This is a genomic window from Pseudomonas sp. RGM2987 (assembly GCF_022952855.1).
Classification (GTDB): domain Bacteria; phylum Pseudomonadota; class Gammaproteobacteria; order Pseudomonadales; family Pseudomonadaceae; genus Aquipseudomonas.
In genome coordinates this window covers 90,985-117,816 of the sequence record NZ_JALJDX010000214.1, presented here as the reverse complement: position 1 = coordinate 117,816, position 26,832 = coordinate 90,985, and the positions used below count along the sequence as shown (strand labels likewise).

The 26,832-nt window shown below is 61.0% G+C and carries 25 protein-coding genes; 10 read left to right on the top strand and 15 right to left on the bottom strand.

From position 1 onward, the window contains the following. Window position 1: 1 nt before the first annotated feature. A complete protein-coding gene (locus RGM2987_RS21135; RefSeq protein ID WP_245144770.1) occupies window positions 2-451 on the top strand; it encodes a YetF domain-containing protein in 450 nt (149 codons plus the stop codon). Window positions 452-1,103: 652 nt separating this feature from the next. Here the strand turns inward: RGM2987_RS21135 and RGM2987_RS21130 are convergent. The 4 genes from RGM2987_RS21130 to RGM2987_RS21115 all read right to left on the bottom strand — a co-directional run bounded on the left by RGM2987_RS21130 (window position 1,104) and on the right by RGM2987_RS21115 (window position 6,160). Continuing rightward, window positions 1,104-1,961, bottom strand: coding sequence for an SDR family oxidoreductase (locus RGM2987_RS21130; RefSeq protein WP_245144769.1), 858 nt, complete (start codon window positions 1,959-1,961; stop codon window positions 1,104-1,106). Window positions 1,962-2,216: 255 nt separating this feature from the next. Then, a complete protein-coding gene (locus RGM2987_RS21125; RefSeq protein ID WP_245144768.1) occupies window positions 2,217-3,365 on the bottom strand; it encodes a PatB family C-S lyase in 1,149 nt (382 codons plus the stop codon). Between the two features lie 71 nt (window positions 3,366-3,436). Continuing rightward, the gene (locus tag RGM2987_RS21120; protein ID WP_245144767.1) at window positions 3,437-5,674 is read right to left on the bottom strand and encodes a xanthine dehydrogenase family protein molybdopterin-binding subunit; all 2,238 of its coding nucleotides are present in this window, start codon (window positions 5,672-5,674) and stop codon (window positions 3,437-3,439) included. A 12-nt stretch (window positions 5,675-5,686) separates the two neighbouring features. Further along, window positions 5,687-6,160 carry a (2Fe-2S)-binding protein gene (locus RGM2987_RS21115; protein WP_245144766.1) on the bottom strand — a complete coding sequence of 158 codons (474 nt, stop codon included), beginning with the start codon at window positions 6,158-6,160 and terminating at the stop codon, window positions 5,687-5,689. Between the two features lie 339 nt (window positions 6,161-6,499). Here RGM2987_RS21115 and RGM2987_RS21110 point away from each other — a divergent pair, with 339 nt between their 5' ends. Then, window positions 6,500-7,534: an alpha/beta hydrolase gene (locus RGM2987_RS21110; protein WP_245144765.1), complete on the top strand. Its 1,035-nt coding sequence runs from the start codon at window positions 6,500-6,502 to the stop codon at window positions 7,532-7,534. Between the two features lie 380 nt (window positions 7,535-7,914). On the opposite strand, the gene RGM2987_RS21105 is transcribed toward RGM2987_RS21110, so the two are convergent. From RGM2987_RS21105 to RGM2987_RS21070, 8 genes are all read right to left on the bottom strand, one after another. After that, a complete protein-coding gene (locus tag RGM2987_RS21105) occupies window positions 7,915-8,496 on the bottom strand; it encodes a TetR family transcriptional regulator (RefSeq protein ID WP_245144764.1) in 582 nt (193 codons plus the stop codon). A gap of 142 nt (window positions 8,497-8,638) precedes the next feature. Next, the gene (locus tag RGM2987_RS21100; protein WP_245144763.1) at window positions 8,639-9,427 is read right to left on the bottom strand and encodes an SDR family oxidoreductase; all 789 of its coding nucleotides are present in this window, start codon (window positions 9,425-9,427) and stop codon (window positions 8,639-8,641) included. A gap of 484 nt (window positions 9,428-9,911) precedes the next feature. Continuing rightward, on the bottom strand, window positions 9,912-10,865 hold the full coding sequence (locus tag RGM2987_RS21095; RefSeq protein ID WP_245144762.1) for a sensor domain-containing diguanylate cyclase: 954 nt from the start codon (window positions 10,863-10,865) through the stop codon (window positions 9,912-9,914). 3 nt (window positions 10,866-10,868) lie between these two features. Beyond that, on the bottom strand, window positions 10,869-11,882 hold the full coding sequence (locus RGM2987_RS21090) for a response regulator (RefSeq protein ID WP_280640013.1): 1,014 nt from the start codon (window positions 11,880-11,882) through the stop codon (window positions 10,869-10,871). A 273-nt stretch (window positions 11,883-12,155) separates the two neighbouring features. Continuing rightward, the gene (locus tag RGM2987_RS21085; RefSeq protein ID WP_245144760.1) at window positions 12,156-13,163 is read right to left on the bottom strand and encodes an aldo/keto reductase; all 1,008 of its coding nucleotides are present in this window, start codon (window positions 13,161-13,163) and stop codon (window positions 12,156-12,158) included. Window positions 13,164-13,288: 125 nt separating this feature from the next. After that, window positions 13,289-14,530, bottom strand: coding sequence for an outer membrane protein transport protein (locus tag RGM2987_RS21080; protein WP_245144759.1), 1,242 nt, complete (start codon window positions 14,528-14,530; stop codon window positions 13,289-13,291). Window positions 14,531-14,731: 201 nt separating this feature from the next. Next, window positions 14,732-15,409 carry a Crp/Fnr family transcriptional regulator gene (locus RGM2987_RS21075; protein ID WP_245144758.1) on the bottom strand — a complete coding sequence of 226 codons (678 nt, stop codon included), beginning with the start codon at window positions 15,407-15,409 and terminating at the stop codon, window positions 14,732-14,734. Between the two features lie 46 nt (window positions 15,410-15,455). After that, window positions 15,456-16,310 (bottom strand): SDR family oxidoreductase, encoded by an 855-nt coding sequence (locus RGM2987_RS21070; RefSeq protein ID WP_245144757.1) that lies wholly within the window; start codon window positions 16,308-16,310, stop codon window positions 15,456-15,458. A gap of 287 nt (window positions 16,311-16,597) precedes the next feature. Here RGM2987_RS21070 and RGM2987_RS21065 point away from each other — a divergent pair, with 287 nt between their 5' ends. Genes RGM2987_RS21065 through RGM2987_RS21050 form a run of 4 tightly spaced genes read left to right on the top strand, consistent with a single transcriptional unit; the run spans window position 16,598 to window position 21,641 of the window. Beyond that, window positions 16,598-17,572 carry an enoyl-CoA hydratase/isomerase family protein gene (locus RGM2987_RS21065; protein ID WP_245144756.1) on the top strand — a complete coding sequence of 325 codons (975 nt, stop codon included), beginning with the start codon at window positions 16,598-16,600 and terminating at the stop codon, window positions 17,570-17,572. Further along, window positions 17,569-18,495, top strand: coding sequence for an alpha/beta fold hydrolase (locus tag RGM2987_RS21060; protein WP_245144755.1), 927 nt, complete (start codon window positions 17,569-17,571; stop codon window positions 18,493-18,495). Before RGM2987_RS21065 ends, RGM2987_RS21060 begins: the two co-directional genes overlap by 4 nt. After that, window positions 18,476-20,005 carry an AMP-binding protein gene (locus RGM2987_RS21055; protein ID WP_245144754.1) on the top strand — a complete coding sequence of 510 codons (1,530 nt, stop codon included), beginning with the start codon at window positions 18,476-18,478 and terminating at the stop codon, window positions 20,003-20,005. The genes RGM2987_RS21060 and RGM2987_RS21055 overlap by 20 nt, the downstream gene beginning before the upstream one ends. 49 nt (window positions 20,006-20,054) lie before the next feature. Continuing rightward, window positions 20,055-21,641, top strand: a complete 1,587-nt coding sequence (locus RGM2987_RS21050) for a GMC family oxidoreductase (RefSeq protein WP_245144753.1) — start codon at window positions 20,055-20,057, stop codon at window positions 21,639-21,641. Window positions 21,642-21,671: 30 nt separating this feature from the next. On the opposite strand, the gene RGM2987_RS21045 is transcribed toward RGM2987_RS21050, so the two are convergent. After that, complete coding sequence (locus tag RGM2987_RS21045) at window positions 21,672-22,355, bottom strand: TetR/AcrR family transcriptional regulator (protein WP_245144752.1); 684 nt, start codon at window positions 22,353-22,355, stop codon at window positions 21,672-21,674. Between the two features lie 104 nt (window positions 22,356-22,459). Between RGM2987_RS21045 and RGM2987_RS21040 the strand changes: the two genes are divergently transcribed. The 4 genes from RGM2987_RS21040 to RGM2987_RS21025 all read left to right on the top strand — a co-directional run bounded on the left by RGM2987_RS21040 (window position 22,460) and on the right by RGM2987_RS21025 (window position 25,623). Beyond that, window positions 22,460-22,864 carry a hypothetical protein gene (locus RGM2987_RS21040; RefSeq protein ID WP_245144751.1) on the top strand — a complete coding sequence of 135 codons (405 nt, stop codon included), beginning with the start codon at window positions 22,460-22,462 and terminating at the stop codon, window positions 22,862-22,864. 25 nt (window positions 22,865-22,889) lie between these two features. Beyond that, window positions 22,890-23,345: a DUF2147 domain-containing protein gene (locus RGM2987_RS21035; protein WP_245144750.1), complete on the top strand. Its 456-nt coding sequence runs from the start codon at window positions 22,890-22,892 to the stop codon at window positions 23,343-23,345. 226 nt (window positions 23,346-23,571) lie between these two features. Continuing rightward, window positions 23,572-24,573, top strand: coding sequence for an NADP-dependent oxidoreductase (locus RGM2987_RS21030; RefSeq protein ID WP_245144749.1), 1,002 nt, complete (start codon window positions 23,572-23,574; stop codon window positions 24,571-24,573). A 63-nt stretch (window positions 24,574-24,636) separates the two neighbouring features. Next, window positions 24,637-25,623 carry an MDR family oxidoreductase gene (locus tag RGM2987_RS21025; protein WP_245144748.1) on the top strand — a complete coding sequence of 329 codons (987 nt, stop codon included), beginning with the start codon at window positions 24,637-24,639 and terminating at the stop codon, window positions 25,621-25,623. Between the two features lie 63 nt (window positions 25,624-25,686). Here the strand turns inward: RGM2987_RS21025 and RGM2987_RS21020 are convergent, their stop codons facing one another. Together RGM2987_RS21020 and RGM2987_RS21015 are read right to left on the bottom strand one after the other, a co-directional pair. Then, on the bottom strand, window positions 25,687-26,115 hold the full coding sequence (locus RGM2987_RS21020; protein ID WP_245144747.1) for a DUF2628 domain-containing protein: 429 nt from the start codon (window positions 26,113-26,115) through the stop codon (window positions 25,687-25,689). A gap of 192 nt (window positions 26,116-26,307) precedes the next feature. Further along, on the bottom strand, window positions 26,308-26,808 hold the full coding sequence (locus RGM2987_RS21015; protein WP_245144746.1) for a hypothetical protein: 501 nt from the start codon (window positions 26,806-26,808) through the stop codon (window positions 26,308-26,310). Window positions 26,809-26,832 lie beyond the last annotated feature (24 nt).

Genomic DNA, 26,832 nt, shown 5'->3' with positions numbered 1-26,832 from the left:
TATGGATTCCGTTCTGCGGGCCGCCGCGATGTACCTGGCACTGATGGTGCTGTTCAAGATCGCCGGGCGCCGTTCGCTGGCGGACCTGACTACGTTCGACTTCGTGTTGCTGATGATCATCGGCGAGGCCACCCAGCAGGCGTTGTTGGGGGATGATTTTTCGCTGACCAATTCGTTGATGGTGATTGTGACGTTGATTGCTATCGACGTGGGGTTGTCGCTGCTCAAACAGCGTTCCAGGTGGGTGTCGCAGTTGATTGATGGCGGGCCGACCGTCATTGTCGAGAACGGGCGGATTTTGCAGGGGCGGATGCGTCACGTGCGGTTGGTGGAGGCGGACATCATGGAAGCGGCCCGTTCGAGCCAGGGGATTGAGACGCTGGAGCAGATCAAGTTTGCGATTATTGAGCGTAATGGGAAGATTTCGGTGATTCCCAAGGAGTCGTCCTGAGCCGCCAGCGAAAGTTCCAGGTTGCTGAGGTCATTCCTTGTGGGAGCGAGCCTGCTCGCGATGGCGGCCTGGCAGGTAGTGTGTTTTTTGACCGTGTACATATCCATTGTTGCGGTAACGGCCACTTAGGGTTCCGCTCTTACAGCGGGTCACTTTCGAAAAGCGCGAAAGTAACCAAAGCGCTCTTGCCCCACCACTGGGCACCTCGCCAAGGCTCGGTGTTCCCTCACTCCGGCATTGCTCCGTGGGCACGCCGCGAAGGGCCATCCATGGCCCAGCGCGGCTATCCCGGCATCCATGCCGGGATGCCCACTGCGCAATGCCTGCGCTCGGCCCTTGTGGTTGATGGGGCGTCCAAGATCAAAAGCAAAAGCAAAAGCAAGGCGGCCTCATAGCCGACCTGTTTCTCCCGCCGTACCCTGCTCCAAACTGTGGGAGCGGGCTTGCTCGCGAAGGCGGCCTCACAGCCGACCTATCTCTTCCGGTTGTACCCGATCCAACTGTGGGAGCGAGCCTGCTCGCGATAGCGGTCGCATGGCCAAACCCGGTTTCAGGTCGGACACCCATTTGCCCAAAGGCTGGCAGTCAGACACGAGGTCCGCTGCGCAGCCCAGCGGGAGCAAGCTCCCTCGCCACGGGAATTGTGTGGGATCTAGAGGATGGGTTTGCCGCCGGTGATGCCATAGCGTGAGCCGGAGATGTAGCTGGATTCATCGGACGCCAGCAGCACGTAGATCGGTGCGACTTCCACCGGCTGGCCGGGGCGGCCCAGGGGGGTCTGGGAGCCGAAGCTCTGTACTTCTTCCTCGGGCATGGTGGCGACGATCAGCGGCGTCCAGATGGGGCCTGGGGCAACGCTGTTCACGCGGATGCCCTTGGGCCCGAGCATCTGGGCCAGGCCGCCGGTGAAGTTGGCAATGGCGCCCTTTGTGGTGGCGTAGGCCAGCAGGGTTGGCTTGGGCATGTCAGAGTTGACCGAGCTGGTGTTGATGATTGAACCACCGGCTTTCATGTGCGGCACGGCGGCCTGGCAGATCCGGAACATCGAGGTGATGTTGATATCGAAGGTGCGTACCCATTCCTCGTCGGGGATGTCTTCGAGGTTTTCGTGGGTCATCTGGAACGCCGCATTGTTGACCAGCACATCGATGCGGCCAAAGCGGGCCACGGTTTCGTCGACGATCTTGTAGCACTGGGCCTTGTCCGCCAGATCCCCCGGCAGCAGCAGGCACTGGCGCCCGGCTTGCTCGACCCAGCGGGCGGTTTCCCGGGCGTCGTCATGCTCGTCCAGATAGGAGATCGCCACGTCCGCGCCTTCACGGGCGAAGGCGATTGCTACGGCGCGACCGATACCGCTGTCGGCCCCGGTGATCAGTGCGATCTTGTTCGCCAGACGCCCTGAGCCGGTGTAGCTCTGCTCGCCGCAGTCGGGATACGGGTCCATCTTGCGCTGCGTGCCGGGCACCGGTTGGCTCTGTTTTGGGAAAGGTGGGGTAGGGTAGTCGACCATGATGGTTCTCCATGCAGTTTGTGAATGCGATGGAGGGTGGACCCTGGGGTTTGCGGCGGAGTTCGGTTGGATGTTTGGGGCGGTGGATGAGCGTGTCGGGCCAAAGAAACTGCAGCGCCATCATTCCCCTGTGGCGAGGGAGCTTGCTCCCGCTGGGGCGCGGAGCGGCCCCCTCACAGGAGTGTCAGCCAGGTACAAGGGGGCTGCTTCGCAGCCCAGCGGGAGCAAGCTCCCTCGCCACGGGGTGTCAGGAAATCAGCGGAGTGCCTTCAGGCTGCGTTCCATGCGTGCGATGCCTTCTTCCAGCAGACTGCGCGGGCAGCCGAAGTTCAGGCGCACGAATTGGCCGGCGTCATCGCCGAAATCCAGCCCGGCGCTGAGGCCGACCTTGGCTTCCTTGAGGAAGAACCGATGCGGGTCGTCCAGCCCGAGTGCCGAGCAGTCCAGCCACGCCAGGTAGGTGCCCTGAGGCACGGTCATGGTAATGCCCGGCAAGCGGGTGTTGACCGCGTCGACCAGATAATCGCGGTTGGCTTGCAAGTAGGTTTTCAGGGCTTGCAGCCAGGGGCCGGCTTCGCTGTAGGCGGCGCGGGTTGCTTCAAGGCCCAGGGCGTTGACGCTGTCGACCATGCCGGCGCGGGCGCTGTTGACGCGCTCGCGCAGCTTGGCGTTCTGGATGATGGCGAACGAGGTTTTCAAACCGGCGATGTTGAAGGCCTTGCTGGCCGACATCAGCGTGATCGTACGCTCGGCGATCTCCGGGCTCAGGGAAGCAGTGGGGATGTGCACGCGACCATCGAAGCACAGATCGGCATGGATCTCGTCAGAGATGATCCAGGCATCCTGCTCCAGGCAAATGTCGGCCACGGCCTGCAGCTCGTCCCGATCAAACACTTTGCCCAGCGGATTGTGAGGGTTGCTCAGCAACAACGCGCCACCGCCCTGCAGCGCATCGCGCAAGTCGGCCAGGGGCGTGTGGAACTGGCCATCGACCGGGTTGAACGGCAGCTCGACCTTGTTCAGTTTCCAGTGATCCGGGGCGTTGCGCAGCGGCGGGTAGTTCGGCACCTGCACCACCACATTCTGATCCGGCTCCACCAGCGCGTGCAGTGCCATGTTGAAACCCGGCTCGACACCCGGCAGGAACACGATCTGCTGGGGCTCGACGCGCCAGGCATACTTGTCCCACAGATCAGCCACCACCGCAGCCCGCAAGTTGTCCTGGGCCACGCTATAACCGAGCATCGGGTGTTCAAGACGCTTTTGTAGCGCCTTGATGACCGCTGGCGGGGCAGGGAAGTCCATGTCGGCCACCCACATCGGCAACACATCCGCCGGGTAGCGGCTCCACTTGGTGCTGCCGGTGCCGTGGCGTTCCAGTACCGTGTCGAAATCGAATGTCATGATGGGTCCATCAGCTGGGGTGGTGAGATGGCCGTCATGATAAAGCAAGTTGCAAGGCTGACCAGCGCCCGCTACGCCAGTTTGAACGGCAACTGACGCATCGGCTTACCCGTCAGGCTCGCGATGGCGTTCGCGAACGCGGGGGCCAGTGCCGGCAGGCCTGGCTCCCCCATGCCCGTGGGCGGTTCGGCGCTGGGGACGATATGCACAGCGATTTGCGGCATGTCGGTGATGCGCGGAACGCTGAAGTCAGCAAAATTACTCTGCTGCACCACGCCATCCTTAAGCGTGATTGCACCGCCCGGCAGGCACATCGACAGGCCCATGAGGGCTGCGCCTTGTACCTGGGCCTCGACGCTGCGCGGGTTCACCGCCAGATTGCAGTGCACCCCGGCGGTCACCTGATGCAGCACCGGCCGCCCCTCCTGCACCGAGGCTTCGACGACATAAGCCACCACCGAGCTGAATGACTCATGCACCGCGACGCCCCAGGCGCGTCCCGCCGGTAACTGACGCTGGCCGTATTTGCTTTTGTCCACGGCCAGTTGCAGCGCAGCCCGATGGCGCGGTTTTTGATCGGCGAACATTTTCATCCGGTAAGCCACCGGGTCCTGTCCGGTCGTACGGGCGATTTCATCGATCAACGTTTCCATCACGAAGGCGGTATGGGTGGAGCCGACGCTGCGCCACCACAGTATGGGTACGTTGAGTGTCGGGTGATGAACCGTCAGGCGCATCGGCACCGGGTAAGGATCGCGCATGCCTTCGGTCGCGGTAGGGTCAATGCCGTTTTTCACTCGTCCACCGAACAGGGTGCCGGTCAGGATCGATTGCCCGACCAGGACGTGATCCCAGGCCAGCACCGTGCCGTTGTCGTCAAAGCCGATACGCGCAAGGTGCAGGTGCATGGGACGGTAGTAGCCGCCCTTGATGTCGTCTTCACGGCTCCAGAGGGTACGTATCGGCGCCGTCAGCCCGACGGCGCGGGCGGCCTTGGCCACCTCGCACGCCAGCACGACAAAGTCGCCACTGGGCACACCCCGGCGGCCAAAACCTCCGCCCGCCGTTTGCACGTTCATGCGGATCTGCTCTGGCTTGAGATCCAGCACTTTGGCAGCGGCGGCACTGTCCCCACCCGGGAACTGCGTGCCGACCCACAGCTCGGCGCGCCCGTCGGCAACCTGTACGGTACAGTTCAGCGGTTCCATGGGGGCATGGGCGAGGTAGGGGAACAGGAACTCTGCCTCCAGTTGATGCGGCGCCCCGGCAAGTGGGGTCATGTCGGCATCGAAATGCACCGGCCCTGGCTGGCTTGCGAGCTCCCGGTACCGGATCACTTGCTGTTCGCTGTCCACTTTCTCGACAGCGGAAAGGTCCCATTCCAGCTTCAACGCATCACGCGCCAGTTTCGCCTGCCAGTAACCCTCGGCAATCACCGCCACGCCTTGCGCACCGCCATCGAGCGGCACGCGCAACACGGCCTTGACCCCTTTGGTCGCACGTGCCGCGCTGTCATCCAATGAGGCAATCCTGCCGCCGAACACCGGTGGACGAGCCACCACGGCGGTCAACTGCCCAGGCAGATGCAGGTCGATGCCGAAATCCTGCTGGCCGCTGCTCTTGGCTTTGGCATCGATGCGCGTGGTGGCCTGACCGATAAGGCGAAAATCCTTGGGGGCCTTGAGCGTGACCGTTTCCGGTACGGGCAGTGCCATTGCCGCCTCGGCCAATTCCCCATAACTGGCTTTGCGGCCCGCCGGGCCGAGCACCGTACCGGCCTGGGTGCTCAGGCTTGCGACCTCCACGTTCCAACGCGCGGCTGCCGCGGCGAGCAGCATGGCCCGGGCGCGAGCGCCGAGTTCGCGGTATTGGGTGTAGCTGTTCTTGATCGAGTTGGAGCCGCCAGTCAGGTGCAGGCCGAAGATCGGGTCCTGATAGGCCGCGTCGCTGTTGCCGTTGCGGCTGCGTACCAGGCTCCAGTCGGCATCGAGCTCTTCGGCGAGAATCATCGGCAGGCCGGTCTGCACGCCCTGGCCGAACTCCAGCCGGTTGATCGTCACGGTGATCTGGCCGTCAGGCGCGATCTGCACGAATGCAGAGGGTTGTTGTTGCGGCTTGAGCGATGCGCCGGCGGTGTCGTCCTGTTGCGCCAGGGCCAGGTGAGGAAATGCGCCCAAGGCCAGGCCACCGATGCCGACGATCTTGAGGAAGCTACGCCGGGCAAGCGTGGCGGGGCCGTCGATTGCATCGCGTTCATGCATGTGTCGCAACGCACCGGGAAGCTCGCCCGGGAAAATATCGTTCCACATGTCGGGCTCCAGTCAGGCAAGGGTTTTGGCAGCGTCAGCCACCGCAGCGCGGATACGGGCGTAAGTGCCGCAACGGCAGATATTGCCGGCCATGGCCGAGTCGATCTCGGCCGCCGTGGGTTGCTTGCCCTTGGGCTGGGCCTTGAGGAATGCGGTCGCGCTCATGATCTGGCCGCTCTGGCAATAACCGCACTGCGCCACATCGTGCTTGACCCAGGCCTCGTAGACGGCGGTGCCCTCCGGATCGCCGCCATCGGTGGCCGCCTCGATGGTAGTGATCTTCTTGCCTTCGGCCGCCGCGATGGGCGTTACGCAGGACCGGATGGCCTGACCATCCAGGTGAACGGTACACGCACCGCACAACGCCGCGCCGCAACCGAACTTGGTGCCGGTCATGCCCAGCGTATCGCGCAGGGTCCAGAGAATCGGGGTACCAGGGTCTACGTCAACCGTGTACTCACGGCCATTGATGTTCAGGGCGCTCATAGTCGGACCAGCTCCGGATGGTTTGGCTCAGGTTAACTATAGGAACAAATCCGTGGGGCCGATTGCACGATCCGGGTGGATGATTGCCTGATCATGCAATCGTTGAACGCCTGGCCCAGCGCAAGGAATCAAGCAAAGTGTTGCACGTCCTGCATGCCCATAGCCGTTGTGCGGCTGGTATTGCAGATGTATCTCTGTGTATCCAACCCATCCGCCGATACGCGCTGTTGCTTCACAGGCCATCGGTGACACATCCGCGATACCTGACCGGCGTCAAATGGGATCCATCGAGACAGCACAGGTCGTCTCACAGGCAAACCCACCGCCGGAGATATCGTCATGCAATGGAAGAATTTCAGTCGTGCGTCAGTGTTCGCGGTCATGAGCCTGAGCGCTGTGGCTGCCAACGTGTCCCAGGCCACGGCCGCCGACTTGCCGGCGAGCACCATCGGCGCCATCACGCCCGGCAGTCACACGTCCCTGGGCACGTTGAAACACATCAAGGCGGGGTTGCTGGATGTGTCCTATGCCGAACTCGGCCCTGCCGATGGGCCGGTGGTGATCCTGCTGCACGGTTGGCCCTATGACATCCACAGCTACGCCGACGTTGCACCGGCATTGGCCGAGAAGGGCTACCGGGTACTGATTCCGTCCGCCCGGGGCTATGGCGAGACGCGCTTCCTGTCTGCCAGGAGTTTGCGTAACGGCCAGCCTTCGGCGCTGGCGAGCGACCTGATCGACTTCATGGACGCGTTGCACATCAAGCAAGCGGTGCTGGGTGGCTATGACTGGGGCGCGCGGACTGCCGACATCGTTGCCGCGCTTTGGCCGGAGCGCGTCAAGGCGCTGGTGGCGGTGAGTGGCTACCTGATTGGCAGCCAGGAGGCCGGCAAGACGCCGCTGCCGCCGGCCACCGAATTGCAATGGTGGTACCAGTTCTACTTCGCGACCGAGCGTGGTCGCTTGGGTTACGAGAAAAATACCCACGATTTCGCCAAGCTGATCTGGCAATTGGCATCGCCCAAATGGAAATTCGACGACGCAACGTATGAGCGCAGCGCCGCGGCCTTGCAGAACCCTGATCACGTCGCCGTTTCGATCTTCAACTACCGCTGGCGCCTGGGCCTGGTCAAGGGCGAGGCCAAGTACGACGCACTGGAGAAAAAACTCGCGACATTCCCGGCCATCAGCGTGCCGACCATCACTATGGAAGGCGATGCCAATGGTGCGCCGCATCCGCCGGCCGAGGCCTACGCCAAGCGTTTCACCGGCAAGTATCAGCATCGCCTGATCGACGGAGGTATCGGCCACAACCTGCCGCAGGAAGCGCCGCAAGCCTTCGCCCAGGCGGTGATCGATGCCGACCACCTCTGATTTCGGCTCGAAAAGCAGAGCGACATGAGGGGATTCGCAGGTGATGGTTGCACCTGCAGCCTCTCAGCGGCAGATACACCGCTATCGCGAGCAAGCTCGCTCCCACAGGGGATCTGCGTTGAGCTTCAAATCCGCAGGCAGTCGAGAAATTGTGGGAGCGGGCTTGCTCGCGAAGGCTTCGGTACGTCTGACATTGATGCAAGCTGATCCGCCGCTTTCGCGGGCAAGCCCGCTCCCACAGTGGATCGCGTTGAGCTTCAAATCCTCAGGTACATCGAAAAATTGTGGGAGCGAGCCTGCTCGCGATGAGGCCGAACGTATCGGTCGCTGGACGCAAGCCTTGGAAGTCGAGGGGAAAACCGTACGCAGAAGACGATTGGTCAGTCCTCCACAGGCGGTACCAGCGATTCGAGAATCGCGCTGCGGCAGACTTCGAGGATTTCATCCGCCAGCGGTGAATCGTCCGGGCAGGCCCGGGACAGGATGATTGCGCCGACGGCCTGGGCCATCGCGCTGATCATTGTCGCTCGTACATGTGGTTGATCCGCGTCGCTCTGTTTCGCTGCCCCACGTTCAAGGGTTGCGAACATTTGTGCGAGGCCATCGCCAAATGTGCTTTTGACCTCTTGCGGTTGACGCGCAGCATCACCGCAAAGGGCGGACAGGGTGCAGCCGGTGCCGCGGCCATCGCGGTGTTCACGGGAGACGTAGTGCTCGAAGAACCCGGCAAGGCCAATGCCGGTGCTGTCCTGCAGCGACTTTGAAAGGCCGGCGGCGGAGGCTTCCGCCATCAGATCCGCTTTGGAGCCAAAGTGTTTGTAGAACCCGCCATGGGTGAACCCGGCGGCGGCCATCAGATCCGCCACTCCGATGCCATCGAAGCCTCGCTCACGGAACAGGGCGGAGGCCGTCTCCACGATGTGTGCTCGATTGGCCTGCGCCTGTGCTTTCGTGACTCTCATACCCTATGCCTCTTGTTTCGGACAACTGTGTGGGCCAGTGTACATTGATGTCAGACGTAATCGAAGTGACGGCTGCTCATTGAAGCCCGGCCCGGGCTGCCCTGGGCGAGGTTGGGCCATGCGCCCAGGGCTTGCCTCGCGCTCAGGCTTGAGGGCGATAGCGTTCGGCCGCGTGGGCCTGGCGAATGTCCGACATCAACCCTTGGCGGGCGCCTTCCAACGCGTCCCAGCGACCGGCCACGTGGAGCGGCGGAATGGTGACCAGTTCCCGGCGATCGAAGCCGACGAGCGCGGCATCGACCAACTCTTCAACGTCCATGACTTCAGGAAGCGCGTTGATGTCCATGCCCGCACGCTCCCAGATTTCCGTACGCGTTGCTGCTGGAAGAACCGCCTGTACGTAGACGCCCTTGGAAGACAACTCGACATTCATGCCCTGGGACAAGAACAACACGAAGGCCTTGGTGGCGCCGTAGACTGTCATGCCCAGCTCAGGTGCCAAACCCACCACCGAGCCGATGTTGACGATGGAGCCTTCACCCGCCTGCACGAAACGCGGCGCAACGGCGGCTGCCAGTCGCGTCAAGGCGGTGGTATTGAGAGTGATCAGGCGTTCGATGGCTTCGCCGGTCTGCTGGGTGAAGCCACCAGATTGAGCCATGCCGGCGTTGTTGATCAGGATGCCGATGCTGGCGTCGTCCCGCAGTCGGGTTTCGAGTACCGACAAGTCAGCGGATTGAGTCAGGTCAGCTTGCAGCACTTCGACGGCCACGGCGTGTTTGTCGCGCAGTTGCACTGCCAGGGCGTCCAGGCGGGCCTTGTCGCGTGCCACGAGCACTAGGTCGTGGCCGCGGCGGGCGAAACGTTCAGCGTAGACAGCGCCGATACCGCTGGAAGCGCCGGTGATGAGGACTTTCGAAAGCGTGGCCATGCTGGTTTTCCTGTATGGGGTAGACGTTGGGTTTGATCGGGAAGACGCAGCTATGATTACGGTTGAAATCTAAACTGTCAACGCTTTGATTATGATCGGCATCAAATATGCACAGTCCGGGGGCTGCGACTGATGCGCAGGGGCTTGAACAGGAGGGAAGGGGCCAGAAGCGTAGACGTCTGAGCGTCAGGGGCGTATTGCAATAATCTGGGTAAACAACTGGCGGCCTTGGACAGGCCGCCGACGAGTGTGATCTGAAGCAAGTGCAGGCAGATCAGAAAATGAATTTGAACAGCGCAATCACCACGATCAGGCCAATCAGGAAAATGATGCCAACGGTACCGCCAAGAAATTTCAACATGAGAACACTCTCTTCAGGTGGGCTTATTTTTCTAGACCACGGGTGAGACTGCTCGTTTCGTTGAGTTTCTGATGGGCAGGCAAGCGCGCCTCGCGGACGCTTCTCATACGTTTGCTATGCCGCCTATTCAGAGACGGTCACCTGATTACGCCCGGACTTCTTCGAGGTGTACAGCGCCTGGTCCGCCCAGGAAATCAGGTCAGCGTGGGTGATGGAGGGCTTGCCCAGGTCGGCCACCCCCAGGCTGATGGTCAAGCGGATCACCTTGTCGCCGTACGGCACGTCCATTTCTTCAACGGCTTTGCGCAGGCGCTCGGCAAACATCCGGGCACCGGCCTTGTCGGTGTCTGAAAGCACGACGCCGAACTCCTCACCGCCGTAACGCCCGGCGACATCGGAGTCACGTACGTGCTCGCGGATCAGCTCGGCGATCTGTTCAAGCACCTTGTCTCCGGCCGGGTGACCGTAGGTGTCGTTGATTCGCTTGAAGTGGTCGATGTCGAACATCACCAGGCTGGACATGGTGCCGTAGCGCTGGTGTCGGGCATAGGCGGCCTTCAAGGCTTCTTCCCAGTGGCCGCGGTTGTACAGGCCGGTCAAGCGATCGGTGCTGGAGAGTTTCTGCAATTGCGCGTTGGCGTTTTGCAACTGATGGCGGTTGGTGGCAACGTCCGTGACGTCGTAGATCACCAGGCAGATGTGGTTGATCTTGCTGTCCGGCGAGCGCAGCGGCAGCAGCGTGGTGTTCTGGTACATGAACTCTTCCTGGCCGGTGATCGGCTGGTAGCTCTTGAACCGCACCAGGTACGGGCGCTGTTCCCATACCGTGAACGCCGGAGTGCCCAGGGCCGCCACGCTTTCGACCTTGCGGCTGAACCATTGGCGGTCTACCTCGGGAAACAGGCTGAAAAAATGCTGGTTGTGGGCATCCTTGGGCTGCACCCCGGAGCGGTTCTCCATGAAGGTGTTCCAGACTTGGACACGATAATCGCGGTCGAGCACGACAACGCCGACATCAATGCTTTGGACGATGGCCAGCAACCAGTGGAACTCGTTCAGATCAACAGGATTGTGCATGGCTCAGCTCATCAGGTAGGCGAGTTTGTGGGTCAGGCGCTCGATGGAATCCTCCGTGAACAACAGCAGCAGGTCGAAGCGAATATCGTGGCCCTCCAGGCTGTAGCTGATCTCCACCGCCAGGGTCTTTTTCCAGTGTTTCTGGTTGACCCGGATCAGCTCATCAATGGCCGCGTGCTGGCCGAGGATCTGCGGGTGGCCCTGGGAAAACACCACGTCGATCTGTTCGGCGATGCTGCTCAGGCAAGCCCCGATCAGTACGCTGGAGAGGTCGAGTAGCATCTCAAGGTCTGAATAATCTTCGCTCTGGCGTTGCATCAACTGGGCGATGTCGGCCACTTCCGAGTCGTGGAACATCAGCAGCGCTTCGCCGGCGATGCCGCTGCCGATGAAGCCCTGGCAAATGGCAGTGAGTTGATCCGAGCTGCTGGCATCGCTCAATGCCATGTGCAACTCGCCGACCTCCAGGACGTTGACGTTCGGCACCGGCAGTTGCACGAAAACGCCCAGGACCTTGGCGATCAGGGCCGCCGCACGGCCGATGGCCACGTTGACGGTTTCGCGGAACGCGTCGTTGAAGTTGATGGCGGTGTTGGGTATCAAGCGATCAGGCTGCGGCGCCTGGCGGTGGTCCGTCAGCAGCCCGAGTCGATTGAGGGTCTGGCGCAGCTCGCTTTCGTCAAAAGGTTTTTTCAGGAAGGCCAGCGCGCCCAGCTCCAGCACGCGGCGTACGGCTTCTTCCTGGACGTCCCCGGAAATCACGATGACCTGCGCCTTCAGGCCTTCGTCACGCAAGGCGCCAAGCACCTGGTAACCGTCCATTTCCGGCATGGTCAGGTCGAGCAGCACCACCTGGCCCAGGCCCTTGCGTATGGCGTCCATGGCCTGGCGACCATTGCTGGCCTCGGTGATAGAGACTGCCCAGTCCGCTGGCAGCGCCCGCAACACTTGTTTGCGGGCCATGTTCGAATCGTCACATACCACTAGGGGAATCACTGACACAGACGCGGCTCTCATCAGGGAAAGTACTACGGGGCATCATGCCATAAGTACGCAAAGACTAGCCAAGGCGCAGCGGTTTTGCTGATCTGGAGTGCGCTGGCTGGAGGATCCAGTCTTGTTAATACATTGGAGGCATCCCGTTCTTCGGGAGTTCCGAAATGTTCCCGTCAGGACATGTGCGCGCGTCAGACAATGTCTGCGAGGAGAGGACAACGTTGCGCTATCGAGCATTGGCCATCGGTGCGCTCATGCGTCGATTACCCCGATGGCCGGAGGCTTCTGGCTGATTCAAGCCACGACTTGAACCGTATCATCCGATGCCCAGGGGAGCGGCTTTCTTGCGGGGGGCGACGGGGCGAGGTTGCTCACGGCATCAAGCCGATGGATCTGCTCAACCGACAACGCTATCGACAGCGCCCCCAGGTTTTCAGTCAGCTGCGCTTGAGATCGTGGGCCCAGGATCGGGATGGCGCCATGGGTGCCGGCCCAGGCAATGGCGACCTGGCCGGCATTGACGCCGACCTCTTGGGCAATGGACAACAGCGTGTCGAGAATCTGCGTACGCTGCGCGGAGTTTTCCGGCTGGAACACCCGACCGCCAAAGCCTTCGGCTCGACCTTTTTCTCCTGCCCGGTATTTGCCGGTCAGCATGCCGCCACCCAACGGTGACCAGGTGACAATGCCCAGGCCGAGCGCCTGGCTGGCCGGGAACAGATCGGCTTCGGGCTCGCGATGTACCAGGCTGTGCTCGAACTGTGCCGCCGCGATGGGGATCACGCGACTGAGTTCCGCCAGTGTCGCCGCCCGCGCGAGCCGCCAGGCGGGGAAGTTGGAGAGTCCGGCGTAGAGGATCTTGCCGGCACGCGCCAGATCCTCGAAACCCCGGACGATTTCTTCAGCGGGCGTCACGCCATCCGGATGGTGGACCCAGTACAGGTCGATCCGATCGGTTTGCAGGCGCTTTAGGCTGGCTTCCACGGAGGCCACCATGGCCTTGCGGCTGTTACCGGTGACAAGCCGGTCAGCGTTCGGCTGCGCGCCGTTGGTGTACTTGGTGGCCAGCACGAAGTTTTCCCGACGTCCCTTCAACAGCGTTCCGAGCAACTCCTCGGACTGCCCGAACTGATAGATGTCGGCGGTGTCGATGAAGTTACCGCCGGCCTGCGCATAGGCATTGAACACCGCCTCGCTCGCCTCCGGATCGGCGCCATAACCCCAACCTGTACCAAAGTTGCCAGTGCCCAATGCCACCTGCGAAACCCGCAGTCCCGTCCTGCCGAACGCTGTGTATTTCATGTCTGGCTCCTGGGCCGAGGGTTGGCTGCCTGAATGGTAGAGGCCCCTTGTCCGGCTGACGGTACTCTTGGTGAATCATTATTGCTATACGCAACATGAGTGATGCGCATGGCCGGTCGCCGTCTCTAGAACCGATACGTCAGTTGCGCCGCGAGGGCGTTGGCGCTGTTCCTGTACTTGGCACTGTAGGCCGGTTGCAGGCCAGATGTGTCGGCCTGGCTGACCGAGCTGCTGGTTTCCCAAAGGTAACCGTAGGCGACGTCAATGGTCATGTCAGCATCGGGTGAGTAACCGACACCCAGGGTCACTGAGCGGCGATTGCCCACTGGAATACGGACTTCGCGATCGGCGTTGGTGGTCGGCGAGGGGTCATAGGCGAAACCTGCACGCAGGACCCACTGCTTGTCCAGCTGATAAGAGGTCCCTACGGCAAACGATAGCGTGTCGTGCCAGTTCAGCTCCTCGCCGATGGTATTGAATCCCAGTTGCTGCCCGAGCGCCGGCACGCCTTGGTTTTTCGCCTCAAGCTTTGGCAGGCGGCTCCAGCGCGTCCAGGTTGAGCCCAGATAACCGGTCCAGCGCTCATTGAAACGGTGGGTGAAAGAGGTGTTCAGCGACTCTGGGAGCGTTGCATCCATGGACGTCTTGTATTTGCCGTTCAGGCCGAGTGCGCCCGGTGCATCGCTCACTTGCGTATGGCCTGTGAGGTGATAGTCGACCTTGGAGTGGTAGGCCAGGCCCCAAGTGGTGGCGTCGCTCAGATCGACCATCAGGCCGATGTTGTAGCCCAGCGCGGTGTCGTCGCCCTTGATCTGGATTTGGGTGTCTTTGCCGGCATTGAATGCGCCGGTCGCCAGGTTGTTGCGCAGATCGCCTTCTATGCGATTGATGGTCGGACCGCCCCCGATGGTGACGCGGTCGTTGATGCGATAGGCCAGCGTCGGCTGGAAGGTGACCACTTTTACCAGGCTATAACTGCCGTGGTATCGGCCCTGGAAGTTGCGCTCATAATCGTTGACCAGACCGTGGGGGACATAAACGCCCAAGCCAAAAGTGAAGTCCTCATTGAGCGGTGTGGAAAAATAGCCGAAAGGCACCGTAATCAGAGGCACTGAGTCGCCGTCGTTGCTACCCGAGGCGCCGCTCTGGACATCTGTGATATCGACCTTGGCGCTGACCACCGCGAAACCACCACTGACTTCGGTACGCTTGAGCTTGCTCAGGCCGGCCGGGTTGCCGTAGACCGTGCTGGCATCCAGTGCCGAAGAGGCCCGGCCAGCATAGGCAACGCCGGCACTGCTTGCGCTTTGCTCGTTGATTGCCAGGCCATTGGCGAAAGCAGTCAGCGAAAACGCACAGGCAGACAAGGCGAAAATACCTTGGAGAATAATCCTGTGGGGTTTAAAGGGCGTCAGGGACGTGAGCAAAGCGGAAGGGGTTACGAGCGTTGGTGCGTACATGAGAAGTCTCCGCAAGCGCCTGGATTATTGTGATTGCTATGGCGCTTTCGAAGTCGATGGTAGGGGCTGTCCGTAGTCTAAAACGTCTTCCAGGTTACATTGTGCGAGCTATTTTTCACTCGAGCGATGGTGCTCGCGCACGTAACGGTTCAAGCCTGGCCGGTCCTTGATAATGATCTTGCCGTACAGCGGTTCTATCAGGCCCAGCTCCCTTAATTCGTTGACCACCCGGCTGACGCTTTGTCGGGTGCTACCCACCATCAGGCCGATGTCGACCTGGGAGAGCATCAGGTCGACGCCGCGCTCCGAAGGCTTGCCCAGGTCGCTCAGTTGGGCGAAGCGCGACGCTATCCTGGCCGCGACCGGTAAGGTCAGTAGCTCCTCGATCAGCCGCAGTGCGTCGCGCAGGCGGCGGCTGATCTGGCAGGCGAGCGCCATGTCCACTTCTTGATGCTGGTCACGCAACTGTCTCAAGTCACTGGCCGACCAGACCCGCAAGCGGGTTTCGCCACGCGTCGTCAGCGTGACGGGGGATGACTCGTCGCTGGCCACCGGAGAGTCGGCGACGATGTCGCCGGGTCCATAGACGTGGAGCAGCACCTCTTGACCGTCCTCGGTGATGATGCATTTGCGAATCGCGCCAGAGACGATCTGGAAGATCTCCGTGACGCGATCACCGCTCTGATACAGGATTTTCGAATCGGCGACCGTCCTGGGATGGGCGCATCGCAGGACGGCGTCTCGAACGGTTGGCGTCAGTTCATCGATCCAGTTGTAGCTTCGCATTGTGTGGGCTACTCCAGCGCTGGCGGGACGTGAGCGGCAGTGCTTTTCAGCGAGCCAGGTGCCGGACCACCAGGCGGGTCAGCGCAAGCGGTGCCAGGCGGGCTGCCATAGACAACAGCCACGCCTGCATGCCGACTGTCCAGTGGGTCTTGCGGATGCGACGTTTGTCCGTGGCGCAGGCCCACACCGTTAATGCGACGTCAGCGGGGGTAAGGCGAATGCCAAGGGACTTGGCGCTGGCGATACCGGCGAAACCCTCGGCCATCGGCGTTCTCACGAAACTGGGCCAGATGTCACTCACGCGAATACCGAAGGCGTGCCATTCCAGGTCCAGGCCCTCGGTAAAGCCACGCACGGCGAACTTGCTCGCCGAGTAGGTGGCCAGTTCCGGCTGACCGTAGATCGCTGTGGCCGAGGCCATGTTGACGACCCGGGAGGCTGGGGTTTGCCGCAGATAGGGCAAGGCGTTGTGGCAACCGTTGATCATCCCTTGGACGTTCACCGCCAGCATCGCGTGATGGCGGGCCAACGGAACGGCGTCGAATTGCCCTGCGGTCAGAATGCCTGCGTTGTTGAGCAACACGTCAAGGCGTTGGCCGCTGTGGGACCAGAAATCCGCAAGCGCCCGTTGCCATGCTTGCGGATCGCAGACATCGAGTGCTCCGCAGATCGTGTTGCCGGCTCCCAACGTGGCCGCGACTGAAGCGACCCCCTCTGAGTCAACGTCGTATAGGCCGACGAACCAACCGCGTCGGGCAAACAACTCGGCACAGGCTCGCCCGATGCCTGAAGCAGCGCCGGTGATGAAGATGGCCGGTCTCGGTTGCGCCACCGAATCAGCAGTCGAATGGTCGATGCCTGGGTTGCTCGGTACCACGGTGACCTGCGCTTTCATTGTCATGGATCTTGTCCCGTATTGTTTTTAGTAGGGTCCGGCTTGGCCTGATTCATGTGTGAGGCTTGCAGTGAATGCCGCAAATGCAGTCACCCAGCGCACCGCATCATCAAGGCCGTGCCGGGAATGGGCGTATTGCGACCATACTATAACAGTGTTATGTTCTGCAAATAACAGCGTTATAGCCCGGATGGATGGTTTCCGCGCCCGGCGCAACGGATCGCTGTTCAACGCCGGACATTACAAATAAGGCGCAGAGAGCCTGGTGCGCTGATTACAAGAGGGTCCAAGAAATGACGACGATGCATGCACTGCCTGAGCGAATTGATGTGGAGCGGCAAGGCTCGGTACTGATTGCAAGGCTGTACGGTGGCCCACATGCTCTGATGGGCCTGAAGATGGCTGAAGAACTGGCGTCGCTGCTGGATAAGGTCGAGGCCGATACCTCTGTCAAAGCCGTGGTGCTGACCGGCACTCATCCTGAGCGGTTCATCGGCCATGCGGACGTGCGTTGGCTGCAGGAAGGCGGAAAGAGTATTCCGTTGGTGGGACGTGCGTCCGCCTCGGTGATTGCTCGAACTGCAAAGACCGTCAGGGGAGTCCCGCCGCTGGCGGCGGTTGCATCCTTCACGCCGCTGGATGGCGGCATGCAGTTGGACAAACTGCACGAGACCTTTCTACGAATGAACCGCAGCGGCGTCCTTTTCATTGCCGCGTTGAACGGGTCCGCCCTGGGGTTGGGCAGTGAATTGGCGCTGGCTTGCGACGCCCGTTTGATGGCCGCCGGGGACTTTTTCATTGGCCAGCCCGAGGTGCTTCTCGGCATCCTGCCAGGTGGTGGAGGCTCGCAGCGATTGCCGCGACTGGTCGGCAACCACAAAGCGCTCATGCTCATTCTCGAAGGCCGGCCGGTATCGCCTGAGAAGGCCCTGGAAATAGGCTATATCGACGAGATAGTGGCGCCCGAGGGGCTGCTTGAGCGGGCGGTCGAGATGGCACGCTACCTGGGTTCCCGTCACCGGGGATCCATCGAGGCAATCAAGCGCGCGGTGTATCTGGGCGGCTCAAGCTCTCTTGAAGAAGGGCTGCACGTCGAGCGTACCGAATTCATCAAGATTGCGCCGACCGAGACTGCGCAATCGTTGATGATCGAGTACCTCCAACGCACCGATCGCGACGGCAACACGCCGTTCTATAACCCGGACATTTTTGCGCAGACGTTCGACCAGGGTTCGTTGCCTCTACCGGGCGAAGGGAGCCGCAAATGAATCAGCCAGCAAGAACTCCGTACCAGGTCAGCCGGCAAGACGTGCACTTTGATTCGGGGGAAAGCTACTGCTCGGCCTGGCTCTACTTGCCTGTGGGCGTGGAGAAACCACCTATCGTGGTGCTCGGGCATGGGCTTGGTGCGATTCGCGAGATGCGCCTGGATGCTTTTTCCGAGCGGTTCGCCGCCGCTGGGATCGCCACATTGGCCTTCACTTACCGCTATTTTGGCGACAGCGGAGGCCAGCCCAGGCAGTTGATGTCGGTGAAGCGGCAGCTGGCGGATTGGGACGCCGCGCTGGACTTCGTCAAGCGTCGCGCTGATGTCGATGGGCGCCGGGTCGCGGTATGGGGCAGTTCCTTCGGCGGTGGCCACGCGATTACCGTCGCCAGCCGACATCCCGAGCTATTGGCCGCAATCAGCCAATGCCCCTTCACCGATGGCGTGGCCGCCGCCGCGGCATTAGGGGTCAAGGGTGCGTTGCAGGTCACCCCAGTTCTCTTGCGAGACTTTGTTGCTCAATTACTTGGACGCCCGCCCGTGATGGTGCCAATTGCCGCGCCACCCGGTAAACCTGCCCTCATGAATGCCCACGACGCGCTGCCGGGTTATCTGGCGCTGGTGCCGGAGGGAACGGTGTTCGTCAATCACGTCGCGGCGAGGGTCTTGCCGCAGATCCTGACCTATCGCCCCGGACGCGCCGCAAGGAAGGTGAAGTTTCCCATCCTGTTCTGCGTCAGCACGACGGACACCGTGACGCCCGCCGAACAGACGATTGCCCTGGTGCGCAAGGCGCCATTCGGCGAAACCCGGCTCTACGGCGCCGGACACTTCGAGTTCTACCTGGGCGAGGCGTTCGAGGAACTGGTAGCGGACCAGACCCGGTTCCTGGCCAAGCACCTGCTTGGCTCTGCTGCCCATTGAGTCGAGCGCTTCAGTCAATTTCACAGAGAGAACAACAATAATGAGTTTTTCCAAGCTACCCGATTTGCGCAGGGCCTCAGCAGCGGATGCGCTGTGCATCGCCGACGACAACGCCAGCCTGACCAACCGCCAGTTCCATGCCCGAGTGCTCTCGGCGGCGGGAAGATTGGTCGAGAAAGGGGTTGGCGTCGGGGATGTGGTGGCAATCATGTTGCCCAATCAGTTGGAGTTTGTCGTCGCGATGTTCGCCGCGTGGCGCTTGGGTGCTGCGATCACGCCGATAAATCCTGGCTTGACCCACAAAGAAGCAACCCACCAATTGGTCGATTCCAGGGCCAGGCTGCTGGTCAATGCCAGCGGTGAAGAGGTGGTCCCGAGTGTCCAGGCCTTGTCAGCCGATGACCTGGCAACTGGGTCGCCTTATACCGGCGAACCGTTCGATGATCCGGCTGCGCTGGCGCTGCTGATCTACACCAGTGGCACCACCGGCCTGCCCAAAGGCGTGATGCTCGACCATGCCAACATCATGGCCATGTCGAACATGGGGCGCGACTCGCTACACGTCACGTCTGCCGACCATTGTTTGCTGATCCTGCCGCTGTTTCACGTAAATGGCATTGTGGTGAGCACGCTTATCCCTTTGTTGAGCGGGGGGAGGGTGACGATTCGCAAGCGGTTCAACATCGACAGTTTCTTTGAGGATGTGGAGCTGCTGCGCCCCTCGTATTTTTCCGCCGTGCCGACCATCTACGCGATGCTCAACGCGCTGCCGGAGGAGGTGAGACCCGATACCTCCAGCCTTCGCTATGGCATTTGCGGTGCGGCGCCGGCGTCGGCGCAGTTGCTGGCCAAATTCGAAGCTCGCTTCGGTTTTGCGCTGCTGGAGGGATATGGGCTTTCGGAAGGCACCTGTGCCTCCACCATCAACCCCGTCGACGGGGTTCGCAAGGTCGGCACGGTGGGCCTGCCTTTTGTCGGGCAACGTATTGCCATCGCTGATCCGAACGGCCAGCACCTGCCGCAGGGCGCGGTCGGCGAGGTTTTGGTGCAAGGGCCGAACGTCATGCGCGGCTACCTCGGCAAACCTCAGGAGACCGCCAAGACCCTCATTAATGGCTGGCTGCACACTGGCGATATGGGGCGGATCGACGAAGACGGCTATCTGGCGATTGTGGGGCGCCTCAAGGAGATGATCATTCGTGGCGGCGAGAACATCTATCCAAAGGAAATCGAGGACGCATTGTTCCAGTTTCCGGGTGTGCTCGAAGCCGCGGTGATCGGCGCCCCCCACGAGACCCTGGGCGAGGTCGTCGTCGCCTATGTCGCCTTTCGCGCAGGTTGCAGCGCGACCCCGTCGGAATTGGACGCCCACTGTGCCGATCGCCTGGTCCGCTATAAGCGGCCCGCTACCCTCATCGTCCTTGCCAGCCTGCCAAAGAACGCAATGGGCAAGGTCGACAAGCTCAAGCTGCGGGCAATGTTGACCGAGTGCGCTCCCGTTGGCGGTTGAAAACAACCCGCCATCGCGGGCGGGCGTTGAAGAGGCAGGAGGTGACTCGATGAAAAGCACAGACTTTGACTGGCTGGTGATCGGCTCGGGATTTGGTGGCAGCGTATCGGCGCTACGGCTGGCAGAAAAGGGTTACCGCGTGGGCGTGTTCGAGCGGGGCCGGCATTATCGCGACGAAGACCTGCCCGAATCCGCGTGGCAGTTGAACAAGTACCTCTGGGCGCCGGCACTGGGGCTCAAGGGGATCATGCGCATGGCGCTGTTTCGCCATGTGTTTTTTCCCAGCCAGGCAGGTGTCGGCGGCGGTAGTACCGTCTACGGAGGGGTGTTGTACCGAGCCAAACAGGCATTTTTCGACAATCCACAATGGCGGACGCTGGGCCAATGGGAGAAATTGCTGAAGCCGCACTACGAAACCGCCGAGCGCATGCTCGGCGTAAAAACCGTGCCATTCGATTCCACCAATCAACAACTGGCTCGGGAAATGGCGCGACACTTCGGCACTGAAGACTCCTTCACCCGGGCCCCCATCGGCGTGTTTTTTGGGGAGCCGGGCAAGACGGTCCAGGATCCGTATTTCGGCGGGGAGGGGCCTGAGCGTACCGGGTGCGTACGGTGCGGCGCCTGCATGGTGGGTTGCCGTGTCGGGGCGGTGAATTCCCTGGTGAAAAACTACCTGTGGTTCGCACAAAAACGCGGTGTGCAGATACTGGCCGAGCACCAGGTCGTGGATGTGATGCCGCTCGGCGCCGCCGATGGCAGTGATGGGTATCAGGTCACTACCCAGCGTCCCGGTGCCTGGTTCGCCGCTGATCGGCGCACCTATACCACTCGGGGCGTAGTCTTTGCCGGCGGGTCTCTTGGCACCAATGAACTGTTGGCCAACTGCAAGCACGGAGGTTCGTTGCCGCGGATCAGTGAGCGCCTCGGTGAGCTGGTGCGCACCAACAGTGAATCGGTTCTGAATGTCCGCCTGCCCGAAGATCGCAGGACCTGGAACGATGTCACCGCCAGCAGCAGCGTCCACGTCGATCAGGACACTCATATCGAATTCCTCACCTATGGTCGCAACGCGGACTTCATGAGCCTGTTGTGCACGCTATTGGTAGGAAAGGGCAACCGTGTGACACGACCGCTGAAGTGGCTGGGCAACGTTGTATTGCATCCTGTGCAATGGCTCAAGTCCCTGTGGCCCCTGGGTTGGAGCCGGCACATGGTGATGCTGCTGGTGATGCAGTCGCTGGACAACGCCATCGCGCTGCGCCCCCGCAAGCGTTGGCTGGGACGCGGCTATCGCCTTGTCACTGAGCAAAATCTCGACAAGCCGAATCCGACCTACATCGAGATGGGCAACCAGGCCGCTCAATGGCTGGCCCGGCACACGGGCGGTATTGCACAGAGCAATGTGCTCGAAGCGCTGGGCAACATTCCGACTACCGCCCATGTCCTGGGCGGGGCAGTCATAGGCGCCGATGCGCGAAGCGGTGTGATTGACCGGAACCTGCGGGTGTTTGGCTACGAGAATATGCTGGTCTGTGATGGGGCCGCGATGCCGGCCAATCCCGGGGTCAACCCGGCCCTGACGATCACCGCCCTCGCCGAGTACGCGATGACGCAGGTGACCGACTTGCAGTAAAGAAAAAGGGCGGTGACGCAGCACCGCCTTTTATCCTGCCGAGAGGCTTTCCCACCGGGCGATGACGCCCGCAGTCGAAGCTTCGACTTTCTCACGCTTGGCCCCCAGCCCGATCGCGATGTTGTTGGTGGTCGCAACCATGATCTGCTGCACAGGGTTGTCCATGTGCGCGAAGTGCCCGGCGAGTTCGAGCATGATGAACCCATGCGCGACACTCCAGAGCTGGTGTGCGATGAGGGCCGGGTCGGTTTTACGGACGAATTTGCCGGTCACCAATCGGGTGCACGCCTCGATGACAATGGCATAGGTGGCCTTGAATGCCGTCGATTGGCCCTCGGTGATCGGCGTCATAGCGCCTCTTGAAGGGCTATACCTGCCATCAATCGAAAGGCCGAACATCAAGTCATAGAGGTGGGGGTTGCTGTGCGCGACATCTCGACAGGTCAACAGCATTGCGCACAGGTCCGCCACGGGATCATCACTGACGGGGACCCGTTTGAAGGCCTCGGTCAACCGTTTGAAGCCCTCATCGGCAACGGCCTGCAACAGCTCCGGCACACCGCCGAAGTGCGTATAGACTCCCATGGTCGACAAACCGGCCTCGCTCGATATCGAACGAGCCTTGACCTCGGAAGGGCCGCGAGTCGCAAGCACGCGAATGGTTGCCTCGACGAGGCGGGTAGGGGCGCTGGGAGGGGAATTATCAGAAGTCATGTTGCAATACTGCCATAACGACGTTATGTTTATCAAATAACACTGTTATATGCGGAAAGGGCAGCGTGCCCGATCCACCCTTATAGGCAATTGCGGGGATCCTAATGTCCATCACCTTCAAAAATCTGGCTGTTCTTACTGCGCTGCTGTTCTTCGCCCTGGCGTGCACCTGGCTGTTTGCGCCCGGCTTGTTGCTGGCGAGCTGGGGCGTTGAGTTTTCCGATGCCGTCGGGCTGGTGGGTCGCCGTGGGGCAGCGCTGTATGCGGGGATTGGCGTGATGTTTTTCGCGGCGAGAAATGCCGGGCCGTCGGTGGCACGTTCAGCGCTGATCGCGGGCTTCATCGTGACCTGCTCGATTCTGGCCGTCCAGGGCGTCGTTGAGCTTGCGATGGGCCATGTGAGTTCGGGGATTCTGTCCGCGGTTGTCGTTGAGGCCGCCCTCATCGTTGCGTTCCTGCATGCCTCCCGTGTGCCGGACAGCAGCGCCAAGCAACAGGGCATCATTTGACATGCCCTATCAAGGAGATTCAGCAATGCGCATTCGGAACACAATCAGCATCCTGGGCTTTTCTCTGGCAGCCGTCATGTCCCAGGCGATTTGGGCTGCGGACAATTCACCGGTCGGGCTGTGGCAAAACATTGATGACGCCAGTGGCAAACCCAGGGCGCTCATTCGAATCACCGAATCCAACGGCACGTTGGAGGGGCGAATCGAAAAAGTATTTCCCGCCCCCGGTGAGAACCCGGATCCCAAGTGCGATAAGTGTGATGGCGCCAACAAGAACGCTCCAATCGTGGGCTTGACCATTCTGACCGACCTGCGAAAGGACGGCGATGAATACACCGATGGGAAGATCCTCGATCCGGACAACGGCAAGGTCTACAGCAGCACGCTTCGCCTGGCTGAGGATGGGCGCAAGCTCGATGTGCGTGGCTATATCGGCCTGTCCTTGCTCGGGCGTTCGCAGACCTGGATCCGCCAGGAATAAACCTCCTGAACGAAGCCCCTCGCAGAAGCGCGGGCGCTTCATCAATTCCGCTGGCCCGGATCATAGATGTCATCTGTAATCAAATCGTTGAATATTAAGAGGTCGGTCATCATCATAAAGCTGTTATGCATGACGATTGCCCGAATGGCTCGGTGATCGGCACGCTCCGGACCGATCTGCGCGCACCACAAGAAAAGAATTCTGATTCCAGGAGTACCGAGTCATCATGAAAGCGTTCACCATCGATCGCTATGGGAAAAAGGTTGCATTACAGGTTACCGAAATGCCGGAGCCTGTTCTGGCCGACAACGATGTGCTGGTCCAGATCCATGCCGCCGGTGTGAACCCGCTGGATCTGAAGATTCGCGATGGCGAGTTCAAGATGATCCTGCCTTACCGCCTGCCGCTCATCATGGGCAATGACCTGGCGGGCGTGGTGGTCCGGGTGGGATCCCGGGTGCAACGGTTCAAGCCGGGAGACGAGGTGTATGCCCGTCCCGATGACAACCGCATTGGCGCTTTCGCCGAGTTCATCGCCGTCAAGGAAGGTTCTCTGGCGATGAAGCCCAAAGACCTCACCATGGAGCAGGCCGCATCGATTCCCCTGGTGGGATTGACCGCGTGGCAAGCGCTGGTCGAAAAAGCCAACCTCAAGCGGGGCCAGAAGGTGCTGATTCACGCAGGCTCCGGTGGCGTGGGCACCATGGCCATCCAGTTGGCCAAACACCTGGGTGCGTACGTCGCGACCACCACCAGCACCGCCAACGTCGAATGGGTAAAGCGCCTCGGCGCGGACCTGGTAATCGACTACAAGAAAGACGATTTCGAAAAGGTTCTGCACGGTTACGACCTGGTGTTGAACAGCCTGGGCACCGACACCTTGGAGAAATCGCTGCAGGTGCTCAAGCCGGGCGGGAAATTGATCTCGATTTCCGGACCGCCTGACGCAGACTTCGCCCGCAGTGCCGGGCTGTCAGGTTTCCTCAAGCTGGTCATGGGCCTGTTGAGTTATGGCATCCGGAAAAAGGCCAAGCGTCGCGGTGTGAACTATTCATTCCTGTACATGAGGGCGAGCGGTGATCAGTTGGACAAGATCACTTCTCTGGTTAACGCCGGCGCCATCGTGCCGGTGGTGGACCGGGTCTTTCCATTCGAGCAAACCCAGCAAGCCCTGGCTTATGTGGAAACAGGTCGGGCCAAAGGCAAGGTCATCGTCACGCTCAAGTGAGTGCCTGCCGGCAACATGTACTCACCTATACATTGACCGCAACAGGTCGAGGAGAAGAACCAAATGACATTCAAAGCGCTGCTAGCAACAAAGTCTGAAGGCCAGGTTTCGGCGTCGATCGTCGACCTGCAAGAGCAGGACCTCATGCCAGGAGACGTGACTGTCAGGGTCGAGTACTCAACGGTCAACTACAAAGACGCGTTGGCCATCAGCGGGCGCGCCGAAGTCATCAGACAGTTTCCGTTGATCGCCGGCATCGACTTCGCCGGCGTGGTCGAAGCGTCGCAGCACCCGGGTATCGCTGTGGGAGATCGGGTGCTCGCCAATGGTCGGGGGTTGAGCCAGACCCATCACGGCGGTTTTGCCCAGAAAGCCCGGGTCAATGGCGACTGGCTGGTGAAGATCCCGGAAGTGTTCTCGACCCAGGACGCCATGGCGATCGGCACGGCCGGCTACACGGCGATGCTGTCGGTGCTGGCCCTTGAGCACGGCGGGATCACCCCGGCGCGTGGGGATGTCCTCGTCACGGGCGCCAATGGCGGCGTGGGCTCCATCGCCATTGCGATTCTGTCAGGCCTCGGCTATCGCGTGGTGGCGTCCACCGGGCGTATCGATGAGCACGAGTATCTGACCGGCCTGGGCGCGGCACAGATCATCGACCGCCGCACGCTCTCCGAAAAAGGAGCGCCCATTGCACCTGAAAAATGGGCCGGTGCGGTGGATTCGGTGGGTAGTCATACGCTGGCCAACGTTCTGGCCCAGACCCAGTACCGTGGCGTGGTGACAGCCTGCGGCCTGGCTCAGGGCCTGGATCTGCCAGGGTCGGTCTTGCCTTTCATCTTGCGCAACGTGACCCTGGCCGGTATCGACTCGGTGAACGCCCCCCGCGAGGCCCGACTGCAAGCCTGGTCGCGACTGGCAAGCGACCTGGACCTGGGCAAGCTCGCCAGGACTACGCAAGTGGTCGGCCTCGCAGAGGTGCCTGCGGTGGCAGGTCGGATATTCGAAGGAAAAGTCCGCGGTCGCGTGGTGGTTGACGTCAACGCGTGACGGGATGAAAAAAGCCCGCGCGCTGTGATGAGTGCGCGGGCTTTTGACTGAACGAACCTGCGATCAGAACCGCATGCCCTGGAACGGATTCCAGCTTTGTTCGCCTTTTACTTCCTTGAGGTAATAGGCGTAGTTGGTCGCCAAGGCATACATGACGGAGGCCGCGCCGTTCAGGCCGGCGCTCAGCGCACGTGGAAACTCCATGCCCAGGATCGCGAAAATCACGCTCAACACAATGTTGATCCCCAGGAAGATGCCGAGCAGGGCAAGGTTTTTCTTCCAGAGCCCCAGGACGAACAGATAGATCGGGCCGAAGAAAAACGCGATGACGTTGGCATTGATCAGAATTTTTTCCTTGAAGCCTGGCAGCGCCTTGAGGGCAGCCTTGTGACGCGGGTCGTTTGGCGCGCCATAGGTTTCGAAGAAATTGAAGCGCGCCTGCCACTTGGCGCTGTACTTACCGCTGGCTTGGGCCTGCTCGGTGGTGCTCATTTTTGACGGCTCCTGATATTCCATGAGTTGCTGGTTGTTCTTCCGGGATGTCCCTGCGCGCCCGTGTTTTACATCCAGGCGCAATCCGGCGCGTTAGCGCTCGACGCTTTATAAAGGCTGGCCTGGATAAATGCCTGACTGGCGGCCGGTTCTGTGAAGCGCGTCACTGATGCTGGGTCAAAGCGTGCCGGTTTACTCCACCACCGCGTTGTAGACCACCGTCTGCGCACCGTCTTTCTTGATGGTGAGCTTGTTGCCTTGCGCCAGCGCCTCTACACCTTCGGAGCAACCTTCCACGACGCTCTTGCCGTCAACCTGCTCGGTCTTGGTATCGAAGGTGAACACATAGGTGGACGCCGGGCAGGCATTGCCGCCTTCGCCGGTGGAGATGACCAGGACATACTTGGTCGGGCCGAATTTGTAGGCCTTTTCGATGGCAACATAGCCGGTGTATTCGGGCTCTTCGACGATGGACTCCATCACGTTGACTACGCCCGCTCGGGATGGGTAGTTCAACGCGGTGCCCAGGTCCATGCTCTGGGTCGTGAAAGGACCGGCGCTGTCTTCGCCAACGGTGACCGTTTCGTAGGCGACGCCAGGCGCGGCGGGTTCCTGTTCGGTGTTGGTCAAGGGCTCAGCAGCGAAACCTTGCTGGGCAAAAGCGAGGAGGGCGACGGCAACCGCGTGTTTCATCAGCGAAGTCCTTTTCTTGAAGAT